Source organism: Streptomyces sp. NPDC001933, assembly GCF_042890955.1.
GTDB lineage: Bacteria > Actinomycetota > Actinomycetes > Streptomycetales > Streptomycetaceae > Streptomyces.
In genome coordinates this window covers 39,117-56,486 of the sequence record NZ_JBIASS010000022.1, presented here as the reverse complement: position 1 = coordinate 56,486, position 17,370 = coordinate 39,117, and the positions used below count along the sequence as shown (strand labels likewise).

Below are 17,370 nucleotides of genomic sequence, written 5' to 3'. Positions count from 1 at the left end.
GGCGACGGCGTGGCCGGTTCGCTGTGCCGGCTCAGCCGGCCGGGGAGGCGGGATTGAACAGCCGCTGTTCGACATGGAGGAGGGCGGCGCGTACGGCGCCGAGGGCGACGGACTCCTCGCCGAGCGCCGAGGCTTCGACGCGGGGCGGGAACAGGCACAGGTCCGCCAGGTGGCGCCGCACGGGCTCGGTTATGGCCTTGCCGGCACGAGAGATACCGCCACCGACGACGACCAGGGCAGGGTCGATGGTCATGACCATGGCTGCCACGCCGGTCGCCAGGTCGAAGGCGAAGCGATCGACGAGTTCCGCTGCGGCCTGAATGCCGTTGTGGGCGTCGGTGAAGACGCGCATGGCGAAGTCGCCCGAGGTACTGGCGGGCGTGTAGCCCCCCAGGCGGCGGTACGAGTTCTCCCAGTCCAGGAGCTTGAGCGTGCCGATCTCGCCGGCGGCACCATGATGGCCCCGGTAAGGCTTGCCGTTGATGAGCACGCCGGCGCCGAGCCGGTGCCCGGCGTGAATGTAGACGACCGCCTCGACACCTTTGGCGACGCCCCGCCACTGCTCGGCGAGGGCAGCCATGCCCATGTCGTTCTCGGCGCGTACCGGGCCATCGGTCTTCACTCCGACGCCTTCCAGCACGCGGGCGAACTCGGCAGGCAGGTTGACGCCCGCCCAGTCGGGCATGGCGTTGCACAGCACGACCCTGCCCTCGGCGTCGATCACACCGGGAGAGCCCACCACGGCTGCGAACAGACCCAGTTCCCCGGGTGCCGAGTCAGCGGCCAGACACGCCTGGACTGCCTGACGGATGGCGGCCAGGCGATCCGTCAGGGCCAGATCGGGGTCGAGCTGAACGCGATGCTCTGCGGTGACATGTCCGGCCAGGTCCGCCGTGATCGCCAGGACCTTGTGGGCGCCGACGTCCACGCCCAGTACGCGGCCGGCGTCTGCGTTGAACGCGTAGCGTTTGGCAGGACGGCCGGGAGCGCGGTTGGCCGGGTCCGACGGCGGGGCTTCGGCGATCCGGCCCTGCGTCAGGAGTTCGCTGACGCCCTCCTCGCAGGTCGGCCGGGACAGTCCGGTGGTGGTGGCGATCTCGGTGACCGTCTGCGGGCCGCCCTCGTAGAGCGCCCGCAGCATCGCCGCCAGGTTGAGCCGTCGCAGCACGGACGGGTCGCCGCTCCGTATGCGCATCTTCACCCCTCTCCCGTTTCCACCGGAACGCTACCGTGCGGAACATCTTGACAATCCGTCGCGGGCCACTTTAAATCCCACCCCAGGATATTAAACAAGTCTTGCTATTTATTCGACACGCACAGAGAGAAGCGGTCAAGATGCGCAGATTAATGAGCCTCGCGGTCGCAGGTACCGCGGCGATGCTGACACTGAGCGGCTGTACCGCGGGCTCGAGCGGAGGATCGGCCAAGGGCTCCGGCGGGGATGCGACTCTGACGTTTCTGACGTTCGAGACGCCGAACCTGACCGCGAAGTACTGGGACGACGCGATCGCCCGCGCCTCGGCGAAGGTCCCGGGCGTCAAGATCAAGAAGCTGGTGGCTCCCAGCGTGGACCGAGCCGGCTACGCCAAGCAGCTCGCCGCGTCCGGCCAGCTGCCCGACATCATGATCGGTGTGTCACCCAACGGCTTTGCCCAGGCCGGGCAGTTGGCTCCGTGGACCGATCAGGAACTCTCCGACTTCGTCTCACCGCACTCGAACCCGATCAACGGCAAGATCTATCAGCTGCCGTACAACACGCAGCTCACGCCGTTCGTGTACTACAACAAGAAGGCCTTCGCCGACGCCGGGATCACCGCGCCGCCGAAGACCTACCGCGAACTGGTCGACGACAGCGCGAAGCTCAAGGCCAAACACATCAACCCGATGATCGTCGGCGGCGGTGGCCAGGACACCTGGGCGGACATGTACCCGCTGATCGCCACAGTCGGCACCGACGTCTACCGGCAGACGCCGGGCTGGCTCGCGCGGAAGTCGGCGGGCAAGGCCAAGTTCACCGATCCGGTGTTCGTCAACGCGGCACAGAAGGTGTCCCGGCTGGCGAAGGAAGGCTACATCGACTCCGCAGGGCTGTCCCGCTCCTACGCCGACAGCGAGCAGGCGTTCCGTGACGGCAAGGGCGCGATGTACCCGATGGGTTCGTGGTTCGCCGCCTCGGCGGACGCCAAGCCGCCGTCCTTTCCCGTCGGTGTGTTCCCCTGGCCCTCCGACGACGGGTCGCTGACGGTGCCGGCATACACCGGCGGTGGCATGAGCGTGTCCTCGGGTGCCGCAGACGTGGGGCGTGCCAAGAAGTGGGCGTTGGCCTTCATGCTGGACAAGAAGTCCCTCGACACCTCGGCCAGAACCGACGGCTCGATCATCGCGCTCAAGGACTACACCCCGCCTGCCGACATGGGCCCGGTCTACACGGCGACGGAGGAGCTGTACCGGGACGCGGTCAGGAAGAAGGCGATCGTCGACGCCTTCTCGATCGAGACCGGCGACGGCTCCATGCCGGCCGGACTGCCGAACAAGGCCGCTGCCGGCGTCGCCGATCTGATCAACGGCAAGAAGTCCGCCGCCGGGCTCGCCAAATTCCTCGACGAGCAGTGGGCCAAGGCTTCCCGATAGCTCCTGCCGTCCATGTCCCCGGCGCACATCCTCCATCGGCACGCGCATCAGAAGAGACAACACCATGACAACGACACTCGCACGCTCCCCGGCCCTCGGGGCCGCGGGCCAGGGAGCCCCACCGAGCCCCCGCCGCCACGCCTCCTGGCTGCCCAAGTCCCTTCACTTTCTGACGTTCGGGGCCCCGGGTCTGGCCGCCTACCTGGCCTTCGTACTGGTCCCCGTCGCGATGACGGTCGGAACCAGCCTGACCAACCGCAACCCGGCGAACCCGCCGACCAACTGGGTCGGACTGGAGAACTACCAGCAGCTGTTCAGCGACTCCGACTTCACCGGGGCGCTGCGGAACACCCTCGTCATCACCGCCCTCGTCACCCTGACCGCCAACGCTGCCGGACTGCTCATCGCCCTGCTCCTGGACAAGCGCGGCCGGCTCTACAACGCGCTGCGCTCGGTGTTCTTCACCCCGGTCGTCCTGTCCTCGGTGGTCGTGTCCGTCATCTGGCAGGCGATCCTCACCGATGACGGACTGCTGAACTCGATGCTGCGCTCCGCCGGTGTGGACCAGCCGCCGGGCTGGCTGTCGGATCCCGATATCGCCCTGTACTCCGTGGCGTCCATCATGACCTGGCAAATGCTCGGGTTCTGTGTGGTCGTCTATCTCGCCGGCCTCCAGGGTGTACCGGAGGAGTTGCACGAAGCCGCCGCCATCGACGGCGCCGGCCGCCTGGCGCGCTTCCGCAACGTCACCTGGCCGATGCTCGCCCCGGCACTGACGATCAACACCGTCATGCTGCTGATCACCGGCTTCAAGGCCTACGACCAGATCCAGGTGCTCACCAACGGCGGGCCCGGCAACGGCACCACGTCGACGGTCGCCTTCGAGGTGGTGCAGACCACGTTCACCGGGAACCACGTCGGCTACGGCGCCGCGATGGCCGCCCTGATGCTGCTCATCATCGCCGTGCTGTCCACCGTCGTGCTGCGCGTCCTGCAACGGCGGGAGATATCGCTGTGATCACCGAAAGGAACTCCGTACTCCGGCCGCTGGCCGCGCTGCTGGTCGCTGCCACCTTCGCCCTGCCGCTCTACCTGGTACTGACCAACGCCTTCAAACCCGGGGCCGACATCACCCCGCATCCGGCGAGCCCGCCGATGCCCCCGACCCTGGACTCCGTCCACCAAGTGGTCTCTCGCCCAGACCATCTGTTCTGGTACGGGCTGATCAACAGCGTGGAAGTCACCGCGATCTCCATCACCGTCCTCACCATCGTTTCGGCGATGCTCGGCCACTACCTGGCGCGCTCCGGCAGCCGCTGGGCCAAGGCCGCACTCACGGTTCTGCTGTGCGGGCTGATGATCCCGCCGGCGGTCATCCTGGAACCGGTCACCGAGGTACTGCGCGAACTCGGCCTGATGACCACCGTGCCGGGCCTGGTCCTGGTCAACGTCGGCTACTACGTGCCGTTCGGCGTATTCGTCTTCATGGGCTTCGTCAAGACCATCCCCCTGGAACTGGAGGAGGCCGCGGCCCTGGACGGCGCCGGACGCCTGCGAGTCTTCTGGCAGGTCGTCTTCCCGCTGCTGCGCCCCGCTTCGGCCTCTGTGCTGATCTTCCTGGGCGTATGGGTCTGGAACGACTTCCTCAGTCCGCTGATCATCCTGGGGCCGGCCAACGGCACAACGGTCACCGTCGGCATCTACCGGGCCATTGGCGAGCACCAGTCGGACTTCGGTGCCCTCTTCGCCCTGATGTTCCTGGCCAGCCTGCCCGTCCTGATCTTCTACCTGGCGTTCCAGCGCCACTTCGTCAAGGGCCTGACCGGTGGCTCCCTCAAGGGGTGAGCCCGATCGGCCCCGCCGCTCACCGTCCCTTCCACATCTGTGCCGCGGGGGCCGCTTCCGCTGTGCCCCGCCCCCGCCTTGGAGTGACCACCTGTGATCAAGTCCACCGACTTCACCGGCGGCGACCGAACCGCGCCACTCGACCGGCCGCTGACCATCGCCGTGCTCGGCGCCGGCGCACGGGGCGCCGCTTACGCCGAACTGGCCGCCAGGCGCCCGCGAGAAGCGAAGGTCGTCGCGGTCGCCGAGCCTCAGGAGCGGATCCGCACCGCCGTCGCCGCCCGGCACGGCATCGAGGCCGATCTCTGCTTCGACGACTGGCGCGCCCTGCTGCACCGGCCGCGCCTGGCCGATGCCGCGATCATCGCGCTCCAGGACGCGGAGCACATGGAGGCCGCCGTGGCGCTGGCGGACCTCGGTTACCACCTGCTGCTGGAAAAGCCCATGGCCACCTCCGAGGAGGACTGCGAACGGATCGCCGAGTCTGCACACCGCAACGGCACGGCGCTGTCCGTCACCCACGTCATGCGCTACACCCCCTACACCGTTGCCCTCAAGGATGTGCTCTCGGAGGGTGCGATCGGGGACATAGTCTCGATGGAGCATCTGGAGCCCATCGGCTACTACCACTTCGCGCACTCCTTCGTCCGCGGCAGCTGGCGGCGGGAGGACGCCTCCACGTTCCTGCTGATGTCCAAGTCCTGCCACGACCTCGACTGGATCTCCTACGTCGTCGGCCAACCCGTCAGCCGGGTCGCCTCCTTCGGCTCCCGGTCCCACTTCCGTCTCGAAGCGGCCCCTGAAGGCTCCACCGACCGTTGCGTCACCTGCCCCGTGGAATCCGAGTGCGCCTACTCGGCCAAGCGCGTGTACCTGAGCGGACTGCGCAACGGGGGAACCAAGCAGTACTTCACCAAGGTCATGAGCGGCGGGGAGCTGACCGAGGAGGCGGTGGCCACCGCGCTGGCAGAGGGTCCGTACGGACGCTGCGTGTACCGCAGCGACAACGACGTGGTCGACCACCAGGTGGTGTCCCTGGAGTTCGAAGGCGGCGCCACCGCCTCCTTCACCCTGGCCGCGTTCACGCCGCTGGAGAACCGCCACACCAAGATCTTCGGCACCCGCGGTCAACTGACCGGTGATGGCCGCTACATCCAGGTCTACGACTTCCTCACCGAACGCACCACCGTCATCGACACCTCCCGGGACGGTTCCTCAGCAGCGGAAGGCCACGCCGGCGGCGACGAAGCCCTGTTCCACGCCTTCATCGACGCCTTGCACGGCGGCCGGCCCGAACTCATCGCCTCCGGGATCGAAGCCAGCCTGGACAGCCACCGCATCGTCTTCGCCGCCGAACGCGCGCGGCGCACCGGGCAGGTTGTGCAGCTCGACCGCACCCCATTCGAGGCCAGGAGGAAACACATGACGATCCGACGGTCCACCACCCAGGGCAAGCCCTCGCCGTGAGCGCCACGACAACCACACGCGCCCGTGGCCCTCCCCCAGCCACCAGGTGACGAGGCGGCCACGGTGCCCCCGGCAGCGTCCACCGCCTCGGCCCTGCTCTCCATGCTGCGCCGCGCCATCGGCGAACTCGCGCCCCACGCAACCGAGTCCACGCAGGTTTTCCGCAGGCAAGAGACTTCCGCATCCCCAGTCCTCGGCGGACGAACGTCCCCGACAAGCACAGGCGAACAGAGACTCAGGAGCAGAACATGAGACACGCACAGACATGGAGCGCAGCCCTCGGGGCCGGCGCTCTGGCGCTGACCATCGGCATCGCGGCGACCGCGCCGGCGGACGCCGCGAACAGTGCCGAAAGGACGTCCCACGGGACGGCGGCCCGGGCCAGGGCCGCGATCAAGCTCTCGGCCGGGTACCTGGCCATCGGCCTGGACTCCACCGGCACCGTGATCAGCCTCAAGGACTCCCGGACCGGCACCGACTACCTGGCACCGGGGAAGTCCGTCTCGCTGGTCAGTCTTGTCATCGACGGCCAGCAGGTGCGCCCGACCAAGGTGACCCGTTGGGGCCGTGACCTGATCTTCACCAACGATGCCGGATTGAAGATCGTGGTGAGGGCGAAGAAGCAGGCCGGCTACACCACACTCGAGGCGGTGAAGGTCGAAGGGCCCGCCGGAGCGGATGTGCAGACGCTGCTGTGGGGCCCGCTGCCCACCTCCGTCAACCAGACCATCGGTCAGGCGGTGGGCGTGGTCCGCGACGACCAGTTCGCCATCGGGCTGAGGCCGCTGACCGACCGCACCGAAGGCGCCTGGCCGCAGGAGTACCAGGACTTCGGCTGGGAGAGCGAGGTCGAGGACAATCCCGATAAACTGCAGGTGGCCCTCCCTCACGCAATCGAGGAGTGGAGCGCCGCGGGCAAGACGTCGTGGGGATCGGTGCTGCGGGCCTTCACCTTCGACTACACGAAGGAACGTGTACGGAAGGACATCAACGGCTCCCGGCTCCCGGTCGGACCGCTGTCCGGCCAGGAAGGACAGATCGCCGGATCCAAGATCGCGCTGTTCGGCGCGTCCCCCGAGATGGCTCCGACCGTGCTGTCGAACATCGCGACCGGAGAGCACCTGCCGTACCCGACACAGAACGGGCAATGGCAGAAGACGGCCCAGGCCAGCTCGCAGTCCTTCCTCGTCCTCAGAGACATCAATACCGGCACCATCCCGGCGGCGGCCGGCTTCGCGAAGGCGGCAGGGATCGGCCACATCTACTCCCTGCCCAACTCGGTCGGGCCGTGGCAGTCGACAGGGCACTACCAGTTCAACTCCAGCCTGGGCGGCAGCGACGCCGGCGCCAAGGCAGCGGCCGACATCGCCAAGGCCAACGGCGTCCGGCTCGGCGTGCACACCATCTCGGACTTCATCAGCATCAACGACCCCTACATCAGGCCGAAGACCAGCCCGGACATCTCGGTCGGCCTGCGCGCGACGCTGACCCGGCCGGTGGGCGCGGATGACAAGACCCTCTATCTGTCCAGCTGCGCGCCGATGACCTCGGGGCCGCGTGGCAGATCCCTGGTGATCGACGGCGAGGTCGTGATCTACGCGGCGGCGAGCCAGGTCGGGAGCGAATGCCAGGTCACCGGCGTGGACCGGCACAGCTGGGGAACTGCCGCGGCCGCCCACGCGAGCGGCGGCACCGTCGCCCGCCTGCCGCAGAACGGGTACGGTGGTGCGCACGGCGGACTCGGCATCCTCAAGGACATGTCCACCCGCTTTTCCACCATCTGGAACACCACCGGGATCATGTCCATGTCCTACGACGGCCTGGAGAGCGCTTCGGAGTCCGGCTGGGGCCCGTACGGAATCGCCAAGCTGGTGAACGACACCTACAAGCAGACCGAGGCGAAGGACGGTTTCGTCACCGAGACCAGCCGGATGACCTCCAACACCTGGGACGCGCTCACCAGGTCGAGTTGGGGCGAAGTGGGCTCGACCAGCATGAACCAGGTGTTCACCAACAACGCCTTCTACCAGAAGAACTTCCTCCCGGGCATGCTGGGCTGGATCAGCCTGAAGGGCTCGGACAGCCAGCTGAGCGTCGAAAACAAGCTGGCACGGGGCGCGGGCCTGAACGCCGGCGCCGGGTTCCAGTCATCGGTGGCCAGCCTCACCAACGGTGGCGACCACGCCAAGATACTGCTGGACACCATCAAGCAGTGGGAGACGGCGCGCAACATCGGAGCTTTCACCGAAGCGCAGAAGGCACGCTTCCGTGACCAGTCCACCAGCTGGCACCTCACCGTCGTCAAGCCCGGCCAGGAGTGGTCGCTGCAGGAACTCGACGCCAGTGGGAACCCGGTCGGCGCGCCCGAGAAGGTCGTGGCACCGACGCCCCAGCTCACCACCACCACGCTGCCGACGGGAACCGCACACCGCCTCTACGAAGGAAAGGTGACCACCAACACCCCGGCCACCATCCGGTACGAGGTGACCGCCGGAGCCCTGCCCGACGGCCTCCGGCTGAACCCGGACACCGGAGGCATCGTCGGGACACCGGCTCACGCCGCGAAGTCCAACGTCACCATCACGGCCTACAGCACGGACGGCCTGCCCGCCGCCACGGCACGTTACAAGATCACCGTACGCTCCTGACGTCACGTCGCTCGTGGGCGACATTGCGAGGGTGTCCGTCCCGGCCCTCAGGACCGGGACGGACACCCCCTGTCGGACTTCGTGAGCTGGAACGCCCCCTACGGCTCGCCCTCGGTCTCCCCCGGCCTGGCATACGGCCAGAGCCCCACGCTCACCAACGCCTGGGAGGAGTTCAACCTCATCCACGACTGACGCGACACAACTGCGCCCAGGCCCTTCGGGGCGCAGTCGCCGAGTGCTGGTGCGAAAGCCTCCCGTCCATGGCCCGTCGGGGCCGAGCCCATGTCCACGCCGATCAACCCGACCTTGAACGCCCTGTACGACGCGCTCACCAAGTACGGCAAGCTCGAATGGGATCTGGCTGGACGGGACCAACTGTGGCCGGCGCTACCACTTCCGTGACGGATCACGGTGATCCGTACGCTGCAGCCGACCGCAGCCGTCAATCCGTAACGGCGGCCCCGACGTGCGAGGGCCGCTAACGAAAACAGGCTGACCACGCCCGTATCGGAGTGGGCCACGGTGCCCACTGCTGACGATCCCGCGACCGCGGCGGACTCAGTGCGGGAGGGGCCAGCACGTCGGGCATGGTGTGCCGGCAGCCGACCGAGTGCGGCGGCCGCGTCCAGGCTCCTTCCTGGTTCTGGAACCCGGAGCCAAGCCTATGTCGCTGGCCGCTCTGCAGAACGTACCTGAACTCGGTGGGCAAGAACTGCCAATGATCCCTGCCCGCTGATCCCACGCGGCCTCGAGCGGGCCGCGTGTCGTTCCACCCAGCACAGCCCACAGAAGGAGATTCGCATGTCAAACACATCTCTTCCCACCGGCAGAGCGGACGGGAACGAATCCACAGGGTTCAGCCGCCGCGGGCTGCTGGCGACCATGGCTGCCGTGCCTGTCGCCGTCGCGGCCGGCTCCCCGGCGTGGGCGCAGGCCGGCGCCCAGCACGCCGCGGCCGCTCACGTGGCCGACCTGGACCCGCAGCACGCCGGAAACGTCCTCGCTTCGCTGCGCTTCGGCATGTTCGTGCACTTCAACCCGTCATCCGTCGTCGGCCGGGAGATCGGCTGGGGGCGCAACGCCTACCGCAAGGGCGAGCCGGCGGGTAATCAGTACCCCAACCCGTCGGTGAAGTCCGACCCGGTCTACGACGCCGCTTACCGCGACTTCCTGCCCGAGCCGGACTGGGCGGCCGAGCTCGTGTCCGCGGCCAAGGCCGCCGGCATGACCTACCTCGTCTTCACGACCAAGCACCACGACGGATATCCGAACTTCCGCGCGAACAACGTCGGCAATTCCTTCTACGCAGACTTCCTCGAGACGCCTCTGGGGAGGTCCGGACGCGACCTGACGCGGGAGATCGCGAAGGCGACCCGGGCCGCCGGTCTCAAGCTGGGCTTCTACTACTCCGGGCGCGACTGGACTCAGCCCGACTACGTCAAGGGTGACTACGACGCCTACTACGAGTACATGATGGAACAGCTCCATCAGTTGCTCACGCAGTACGGGAAGGTCGACTTCCTCTGGTACGACCACATGCCCTACGTAGACATGGAAGTGTTCCGCCCGCCGCTTCTCAACACGATTCCGCGGGCGCTGCAGCCCGGCATCCTCGTCAACAACCGCGGTTACAACAACATGGGCTTCCAGCCGCTGCCGGCCACGTGGGCCGCGGACTACGACACGCCCGAGGGGGTTGTGGGCGCGTTCAACGCGACCCGCCCGTGGGAGTCATGCATCAGCATCACCCCAGGGAACTGGTCGTGGCATCCGAATCGCACGAAGTCCGACTACTCGACGGTGGTCAGGACCATCGCCCAGACCGCCGCTGGTGACGGCAACCTGCTGCTCAACGTCCCGCCGATGAAAACCGGCTATCTGGAGGACGACGTCACCGCGACTCTGAAGCAGGTCGGCCAGTGGATGGGCAAGTACCGGACCGCAATCGTCGGAGCGCGCGGCGGGCCGTACCGCCCGAGCAAGGTGGCTGGGGCGACGTACCGCAAAAAGAAGATCTACGTGCACGTCCTCGACGAGCCTTCGGGATTCAAGCTCCGGCTTCCCTGCCTCAATGCCAAGGTGAGCTCGGCGGTCACCCTCGAAGGACAGAACGTGCCGTTCACCGAGGATGCACGAGGCGACGTGCTGCTGAACCTCGACGGGATCACCGAGCCGGGCCCGGACCTCATCGTCAAGCTCACCGTCGACACGCCGATGACCTCCGAGTACGTGACCCGCCGAGCCATCTCGTGGGACATCGTGAAGCCCAACACTCCGAACCTCGCCAAGGGCAAGCCGGTCAAGCAGCACTCGACCGCGCACGGTGGTGTGCCCGAGCGCGCGGTAGACGGCAACACCAACGGTTCCTGGGAGGCAGGCAGCGTCACCCACACCGACGAGGCGTCGAACCAGGCATGGTGGCAGGTCGACCTCGGAGCATCGACCGACATCGGTCAGGTGTGGCTCTACAACCGCACCGGCGACCCGTCCGGCCTGCGGTTGAGTGACTTCTGGGTCATGACTTCCGACAGCGAGTTCGGCTCTGGGGACTTGACCGCGTCGCGCACTGCGCCCGGGGTGACGGCGGTACGCATCGGCGGGCCGGCCGGCGACCTGCGTACCGTGGACCTCAACGGCCGCGGCCGCTACGTGCGGGTCCAACTGGAGGCGGACAGCACGCCCCTGTCGCTGGCCGAAGTCGAGGTGTACGCCCGCTGACCCGACGCACCCAGGACCGCCGAGGCCGACCCAGAACGCTCCACCCGCGGGTGGTACAAGTACCGATCCCCGGCCCGGTGCGCCGGGGGTGCCGGTACGACGCGGGCGGAGTGCCCTGAACCGGTCTCGGCGGATCCGTCTTCGACGGGAGCGGGCGCCGACGACCCCGTCGCGCACAGTCAGACCATGCACCTCGTCGGCAGCGACTCCCTCGCAATCCTGGGCGGGCGCCGCCCGACAGTCGCTTCCACCGCTGGTGGGGCTGCACCGCGACGAGGGCGTCGACACGGGACTCCCGTCCCTGGGCGGTGATCACGGTGTCGTTGACCTCGGTGGCCAGGACGTAGGCGACGCCGCGTTCCTCCAGCCACAATCGTGTGTGCTTGACCTTCCCGTACGCCTCGTCCGCGATGACCCACGCGAACGGGATGCCTGCATCGATGGCACGCTGCAGCATCCAGCGGCCACACCGGCTTGCGCTGCGTCAAGGACGTGTGAGCGCATGGGCTGCCAGTACCGGCGATGGCCATGTCGAACGAGCGAGCCCACCGCTCATGCGCTGCTCAGGAGATCAACGGCCGGTGGCACGCAGCTGTGCGGCCCGGGGCGACCTCACGCATCGCGGGTGTCTCTGCTGAGCAGCGGGCGTCGGCGAGTGGGCAGCGGGTTCGGAAGCGGCAGCCGGAGGGCGGGGCCAGCGGGGACGGCGGGTCGGCGGGGAGCAGGCCGGTGTCGCCGAGGGGGCGGCCGGGTTCGGGAACGGCGGCGAGCAGGGCGGCGGTGTAGGGGTGGGCGGGGGCGGCGAGCACCTCCTCCGTTGGGCCCTGTTCACAGAGCCGGCCGAGCTGCAGCACGGCGACGTCGTCGCTGACCGCCCGTACCACGCCGAGGTCGTGCGAGATGAACAGGCTTGCCAGGCCGCGTTCCTCGGTGAGCCGTCGGAGCAGGTTGAGCACGGTGGCCTGGGCGGAGACGTCCAGTGCGGAGACCGCTTCGTCGGCGATCAGTACGCGGGGTTCGGCGGCGAGCGCCCGGGCGATGGCGACCCGCTGGGCCTGGCCGCCGGAGAGCTGGCCGGGGCGGCGGTCGCCGAACAGGTCGGACGGGAGGCCCACCGCATCCAGTTGTCGTGCGACGACGACCGCGCGGTCGCGCGCCGGATCCGGGTGGGCGTCAAGTGGTTCGGCAACCAGGTCGCTGACCCGGCGGCGTGGGTTGAGTGAGGAGAGCGGGTCCTGGAAGACCATCTGCATTCGGGGACGCAGCGCGCGCAGGGCGCGGGGCGTGAGGGTAGCGAGGTCGGTGCCGTCGAGGGTGACGGTGCCGGCGCTGGGCGGGGGCAGCCGCAGCAGGGCCTTGGCAATGCTGCTCTTGCCTGAGCCGGACTCACCGACCAGGGCGAGGGTGCGGCGCTCGTGCAGGGTCAGGTCGACCTCGCTGACGGCGTGCAGGGGCCCGGATCGGGTGCGGTGGACCACGGAGAGTCCGGTGGCGTGCAGGACGGCGGTCATGCGGCGTTCTCCGACATGGTCAGGGGGAAGTGGCAGCTGGCTGTGTGCCCGGGACCGGCCAGGTGGACGGCGGCCGGCGCCACGGTGCAGACGGCCTGGGCGCGCTCGCAGCGCGGCGCGAACGGACAGCCCGCGGCTGGCTGGGAGAGGTCCGGCGGCGAGCCGGGGATGGCCGGCAGAGTGCGCCTCAGTGGTCCGGTGACGCGCGGAACGGAGCGCAGCAGCGCGGCGGTGTACGGGTGGGCGGGGTGTTCGGTGACCACCTCGGTGGGGCCGGTCTCGACGATCCGGCCGCCGTACATGACCGCGATCCGCCGGGCCCGGCCGTAAAGCAGGCCGATGTCGTGGGTGATCAACAAGGTGGCCAGGCCGCGGGTCTCACGATGGCGGTCGAGCAGGTCGAGGACGGTGCGCTGGACGGTGACGTCGAGGGCGGTGGTGGGTTCGTCGGCGAGCAGCAGGGCGGGGGAACCGGCCAGGGCTGCGGCGATGCCGGCGCGCTGGCGCAGACCGCCGGAAAGCTCATGCGGGTAGGCGCGGGCCCGCCGGGCCGGGTCGGGGACGTCGACGGCTGCGAGGAGTTCGGTGGCTCTCTCGCGGCGGGCGCGGCGTGAGAGCCGGCGCCGGTTGGTGATCGACTCGGTGATCTGGTCGGCGATCCGGATGACGGGGTTGAGCGAGGTCATCGGGTCCTGGTGGACCATCGCGACGCCGGTGCCGAGGAGTTCGGCGCGTCGGTCTGGAGTGGCGGCGAGCAGATCCTCGCCCTGGAACAGAACCTGCCCGGTGGTGGCGACCCGGGTGGTGCGGGGGTGGACGCCGAGGACGGTGCGGGCGAGGACGGACTTGCCGGAGCCCGACTCGCCGACGACGCCGAGACATTCGCCGGCGTCGATGGTGAGGTTGATGCCGTGCAGGATGTGCAACGACCGGCCGTCGGGGGTGTCCAGGGTGGTGTCGAGCGAGCGGACGTCCAGCACCGGGGCGGTCATGTGCGTGCTCCCTTCGGTGCGGGCGAACGCAGTTGTTCGCCGAGGTAGTTGAGGGCGAGGACGGTCAGGCAGAGCACTGCGGCTGGGGCGAGTGAGGTCCAGGGCGCGCTGCCGAGGGTGGTACGTCCCTCGGCGATGACGCCGCCCCAGGACGGTTCCGGCGGGCGCAGTCCGAAGCCGAGGAAACTGAGCGATCCCTCGGCGACGATGGCGACCGTGGTTGCGGTGAAGGCGAAGGTGAGTGAGGCCGGTGCGACGTGCGGGACGATCTCGCGGCGCAGGATGCGCAGCGGGGCGGTGCCGATCATGCGGGCGGCCTGCACGAAGCCGCGCTCGCTGAGCGCGAGAACGACCGCCCGGACCACGCGGGTGAAGTGCGGAACGGTGAACAGGCCGATCAGGGCGCCGATCACAGGCAGGCTGGGGCCGCGCAGGGACACCACGATCATCACCAGGATCAGCGTGGGTACGGACATCAGCAGGTCGGTGGCGAAGCCGATGGCCTTGTCGACCGGGCCGCGGAACCAGCCGGCGGCGAGGCCGAGTGCGCCACCCCCGATGAGGCCGACGGCGATGGTCAGCGCGGCAACCGCGAAGGAGGCACGGGCGCCGGCGACGGTGCGCTGGAGGACGTCGCGGCCGGAGGCGTCGGTACCCAGCCAGTGGTCCGGGCCGGGCGGGGCGGAGGGGGCGGTGAAATCTCCATGCAACGGGTCGAATCCGGGCAACAGGGGCAGCAGCAGCGCGGCGAGTGCGACCACGCCGAGCCAGGCGCCTGCGGCAAGGACGCCCGCCGGGGGCCGCCGCCGGGCCGGACGGGCAGTGCTGGCGGGCTTCGCCAGGGTGGTGTCAGCGGTGGTCATGAGCGATCCTCGGGTCGAGCTTGCGGTACAGCAGGTCCACCGCGAGGGTGGCGGCGACGACGGCGGCGGCGCTGACCACCGTGACGGCCTGGATGACGGGGAAGTCGCGGGCGTTGATGGAGCCCGCGGCGAGACTTCCGACACCTGGCACCCCGAACAGCGTCTCCACCAGCACCGAGCCGCCGAGCGACGTCCCGATGCCGATCCCGATCAGGGTGACCAACGGCAGCGAGGACGGCCGAAGGGCGCGCCGCAGCAGCAGCCGTGCGGTGCCCATGCCGCGGCTGCGGGCGGCGGCTACGTACGTCTGGTCGAGGGTGTCGAGCAGTTGGCCGCGCAGGGTGCGGGTGAAGACGGCGGCCTCGGTGAGGCCGAGGGTGAGCGCGGGCAGCACCAGATGCCTCAGGTTTTCCGCCGGGTCCTCGGTGAACGGCGTCCAGCCGGTGGCGGGCAGGATCCGCAGCTGGACGGCGGCGATCCAGATCAGCAACAGGCCGAGTACGAAGCCGGGTACTGCGAGCCAGACGAACGCCCCCGCGGTGGCGATCCGGTCCACCGGACCGCCGGGCCGCCAGGCCGAGAGCAGGGCCACCGGCAGGGCCAGGCAGAGCGCCACCAGCTGGGCGGCGACGAAGAGTTCGAGCGTGACCGGGATCCGGTCGGCCAGCTCGGCGGTGACCGGGGCGCCGGTGCTCAGCGAGTGCCCCAGGTTGCCGTGCAGGGCGTCGCCGAGCCAGCGCCAGGTGGCGGCGAGGACGTTCTCGTCCAGCCCCAGCTTCGCCTCGTACGCGGTGATCTGCTCGGGGGTGGCGGTGGGCCCGAGCGCGGCGACCGCAGGGGATCCGGGCATCAGGTGCGGAAGGGTGAGCGCGGCGAGGGTGACCAGCAGCAGGACGGCGGCCGCGCGGCCGAGCCGCCCGGCGGCGCCGGGAATCCGGGACGTCACTTCTTCACCCACAGGCCGGCCGGGGAGACGTTGATGACGGTCCGCCTGGACAGGTCGGGCAGTCCGCCGACCTCGGCGGAGGCGAGGAAACCGGCCGGACTCTCGGTGAGGAAGAGCATCGGGGCATCCGCGACGATCGCCTTGGCAGCCTCGTTGTAGGCGGCGCCGCGCTTGGCGGCATCCAGCTCGGCGCGTCCGGCAGCGATCGCCTGCTCGGCCTCCGGCTTGCTGTAGCCGGTGAAGTTGTAGGGAGAGCGGGCGGTGTAGAGGCTGTTCAGCGCGGCGTCGGTGTCGCCGAACATGCTCGTGACGAAATCCATCACCTGGAACTTGCGCTGAAACATCGCGGTGCCCAGACTCGCAGCGTCCATTGGCTTGATGGTCATCTTCACCCCGGCCTCCGCGAACATCTGCTGGAGCACGGTGGCTCGTTGCTGGGCCTCGGGGCGGTTGTCGACCAGGTAGTCGAAGGAGAGGTCCGGGTGGCCGGCCTCTGCGAGCAGGGCGCGGGCCTTCGCCGGCTCGTGTGCCGGGTAGGTGTTCGCGGCGCGGTACGGGGAGCGGGAGCCGATCGGGCCGTCGGAGACCGTTCCCTGGCCGAGGAAGACAACCTTCTCCACGGCCTCGCGGTCGACGGCGTACTGGAGCGCCTGGCGCACACGGGGGTCGTCGAAGGGGGCAGCCTTGGTGTTGAACAGGACGGTGGAGGTGGAGCCGGGCCCGGTGGCGGTGCGCAGGCCGTCGCCGGCGGCCTGCTTGAACTGGGCGGGGGTCTCGGTCCAGATCAGGTCGGCGTCGCCGGAGCGCAGGGACTGGTAGCGGCTGTCGGAGTCCGGCAGCACCTGGTAGACGATCTTGTCGGCGTGGCCCTTGGCCCCCCAGTAGGCGGGGTTGCGCTCCACGGTGACCGAGACGCCCGGCTGGACGCTCTCCACGGTGTACGGGCCGGATCCGGCCGCCGCTCCCTCACCGTTGGGGGTCTCGGAGATGTAGCCGAGCGAGCGGGTGAAGAGGCCGGGGAAGGCGGCGTTGGGCGCCTTGAGGGTGAAGTCGACGGTGGTGGGACCGTTCGCCTTCAGCGCGCCGATGGTCGCCGCGTCGGCCGCGCAGGAGCACTTGCTCTCCGGCTTGGCAAGACGCTTCACGTGGTCGACGACCGCTTGGGCGTCCAGTGGCTTCCCGTCGCTGAACTCAACGCCCTCGCGCAGCTGAAGGGTCCAGCCGGTGGCGTCCGAGTTCGGGGTGAACGACTTGGCCAGGTAGGGCTGCACCACGCCGTTGTCGCCGTTGACCATCAGCGGGTCGTACAGAGCGTTGGCCAGGACCATCATCGGCATCGAGGTCAGCGTGCCGTCGGCCGGGTCGAGCTTGGTGAACGGCCGGTCCAGACCGACCTTGAGGGTTCCGCCGTCGACCGCCGGGCCGTCGGCCGCAGCGGCCTTGGCGGGGCCACCGCCGGACACCGCGTCGTCGGATGCCGTGCAGGCGCCGGCGGTCAGGGTCACGGCGAGCGCGCAGATCGTCGCTGCCAGAACGTGCTTGTGCCGCTTCATGGTTCCTCTGGTTCCTCGGATCACAGGGGGAGGACGGCAGGCAGGGCTGCCGACGCCCACACCATTTCGGAACTGGCAGTACTGCCAAATGGCAGTTATGCAAACTTCCAGTGACAGGCCGCCGAAGACTTGGCGCGCGCCTTGAGCGCGCCTTGCCGGGCATGGTTCGGTACTGCTCGTGGCGGCATACGACCCG

13 protein-coding genes are annotated in these 17,370 nt (G+C 69.1%); 6 read left to right on the top strand and 7 right to left on the bottom strand.

Annotated elements, in window-relative coordinates; translation table 11 throughout:
- Positions 1-31: 31 nt before the first annotated feature.
- Positions 32-1,195 carry an ROK family transcriptional regulator gene (locus ACFYY7_RS36920; protein WP_388668123.1) on the bottom strand — a complete coding sequence of 388 codons (1,164 nt, stop codon included), beginning with the start codon at positions 1,193-1,195 and terminating at the stop codon, positions 32-34.
- A gap of 182 nt (positions 1,196-1,377) precedes the next feature.
- Between ACFYY7_RS36920 and ACFYY7_RS36915 the strand changes: the two genes are divergently transcribed.
- From ACFYY7_RS36915 to ACFYY7_RS36890, 6 genes are all read left to right on the top strand, one after another.
- Positions 1,378-2,631, top strand: coding sequence for an ABC transporter substrate-binding protein (locus ACFYY7_RS36915; protein WP_388668121.1), 1,254 nt, complete (start codon positions 1,378-1,380; stop codon positions 2,629-2,631).
- Between the two features lie 64 nt (positions 2,632-2,695).
- The gene (locus tag ACFYY7_RS36910; protein ID WP_388668119.1) at positions 2,696-3,649 is read left to right on the top strand and encodes a carbohydrate ABC transporter permease; all 954 of its coding nucleotides are present in this window, start codon (positions 2,696-2,698) and stop codon (positions 3,647-3,649) included.
- Positions 3,649-4,476, top strand: coding sequence for a carbohydrate ABC transporter permease (locus ACFYY7_RS36905; RefSeq protein ID WP_388668194.1), 828 nt, complete (start codon positions 3,649-3,651; stop codon positions 4,474-4,476). The genes ACFYY7_RS36910 and ACFYY7_RS36905 overlap by 1 nt, the downstream gene beginning before the upstream one ends.
- A 93-nt stretch (positions 4,477-4,569) precedes the next feature.
- Positions 4,570-5,943, top strand: a complete 1,374-nt coding sequence (locus tag ACFYY7_RS36900) for a Gfo/Idh/MocA family protein (RefSeq protein WP_388668117.1) — start codon at positions 4,570-4,572, stop codon at positions 5,941-5,943.
- 248 nt (positions 5,944-6,191) lie between these two features.
- Complete coding sequence (locus tag ACFYY7_RS36895; protein ID WP_388668115.1) at positions 6,192-8,591, top strand: Ig domain-containing protein; 2,400 nt, start codon at positions 6,192-6,194, stop codon at positions 8,589-8,591.
- A gap of 801 nt (positions 8,592-9,392) precedes the next feature.
- Positions 9,393-11,309 carry an alpha-L-fucosidase gene (locus ACFYY7_RS36890; RefSeq protein WP_388668113.1) on the top strand — a complete coding sequence of 639 codons (1,917 nt, stop codon included), beginning with the start codon at positions 9,393-9,395 and terminating at the stop codon, positions 11,307-11,309.
- Here the strand turns inward: ACFYY7_RS36890 and ACFYY7_RS36885 are convergent.
- The 6 genes from ACFYY7_RS36885 to ACFYY7_RS36860 all read right to left on the bottom strand — a co-directional run bounded on the left by ACFYY7_RS36885 (position 11,221) and on the right by ACFYY7_RS36860 (position 17,174).
- Entirely contained in the window at positions 11,221-11,766 is a 546-nt protein-coding gene (locus ACFYY7_RS36885; protein ID WP_388668111.1) for a hypothetical protein, read from the bottom strand. The two genes, ACFYY7_RS36890 and ACFYY7_RS36885, sit on opposite strands and share 89 nt — an antisense overlap.
- Positions 11,767-11,872: 106 nt before the next feature.
- Positions 11,873-12,820, bottom strand: a complete 948-nt coding sequence (locus tag ACFYY7_RS36880) for an ABC transporter ATP-binding protein (RefSeq protein WP_388668109.1) — start codon at positions 12,818-12,820, stop codon at positions 11,873-11,875.
- Positions 12,817-13,812 carry an ABC transporter ATP-binding protein gene (locus ACFYY7_RS36875; protein WP_388668107.1) on the bottom strand — a complete coding sequence of 332 codons (996 nt, stop codon included), beginning with the start codon at positions 13,810-13,812 and terminating at the stop codon, positions 12,817-12,819. Before ACFYY7_RS36875 ends, ACFYY7_RS36880 begins: the two co-directional genes overlap by 4 nt.
- Positions 13,809-14,675, bottom strand: coding sequence for an ABC transporter permease (locus tag ACFYY7_RS36870; RefSeq protein WP_388668106.1), 867 nt, complete (start codon positions 14,673-14,675; stop codon positions 13,809-13,811). Before ACFYY7_RS36870 ends, ACFYY7_RS36875 begins: the two co-directional genes overlap by 4 nt.
- A complete protein-coding gene (locus ACFYY7_RS36865; protein ID WP_388668104.1) occupies positions 14,662-15,621 on the bottom strand; it encodes an ABC transporter permease in 960 nt (319 codons plus the stop codon). Before ACFYY7_RS36865 ends, ACFYY7_RS36870 begins: the two co-directional genes overlap by 14 nt.
- Positions 15,618-17,174: an ABC transporter substrate-binding protein gene (locus ACFYY7_RS36860; RefSeq protein ID WP_388668102.1), complete on the bottom strand. Its 1,557-nt coding sequence runs from the start codon at positions 17,172-17,174 to the stop codon at positions 15,618-15,620. The genes ACFYY7_RS36865 and ACFYY7_RS36860 overlap by 4 nt, the downstream gene beginning before the upstream one ends.
- Positions 17,175-17,370: the final 196 nt, after the last annotated feature.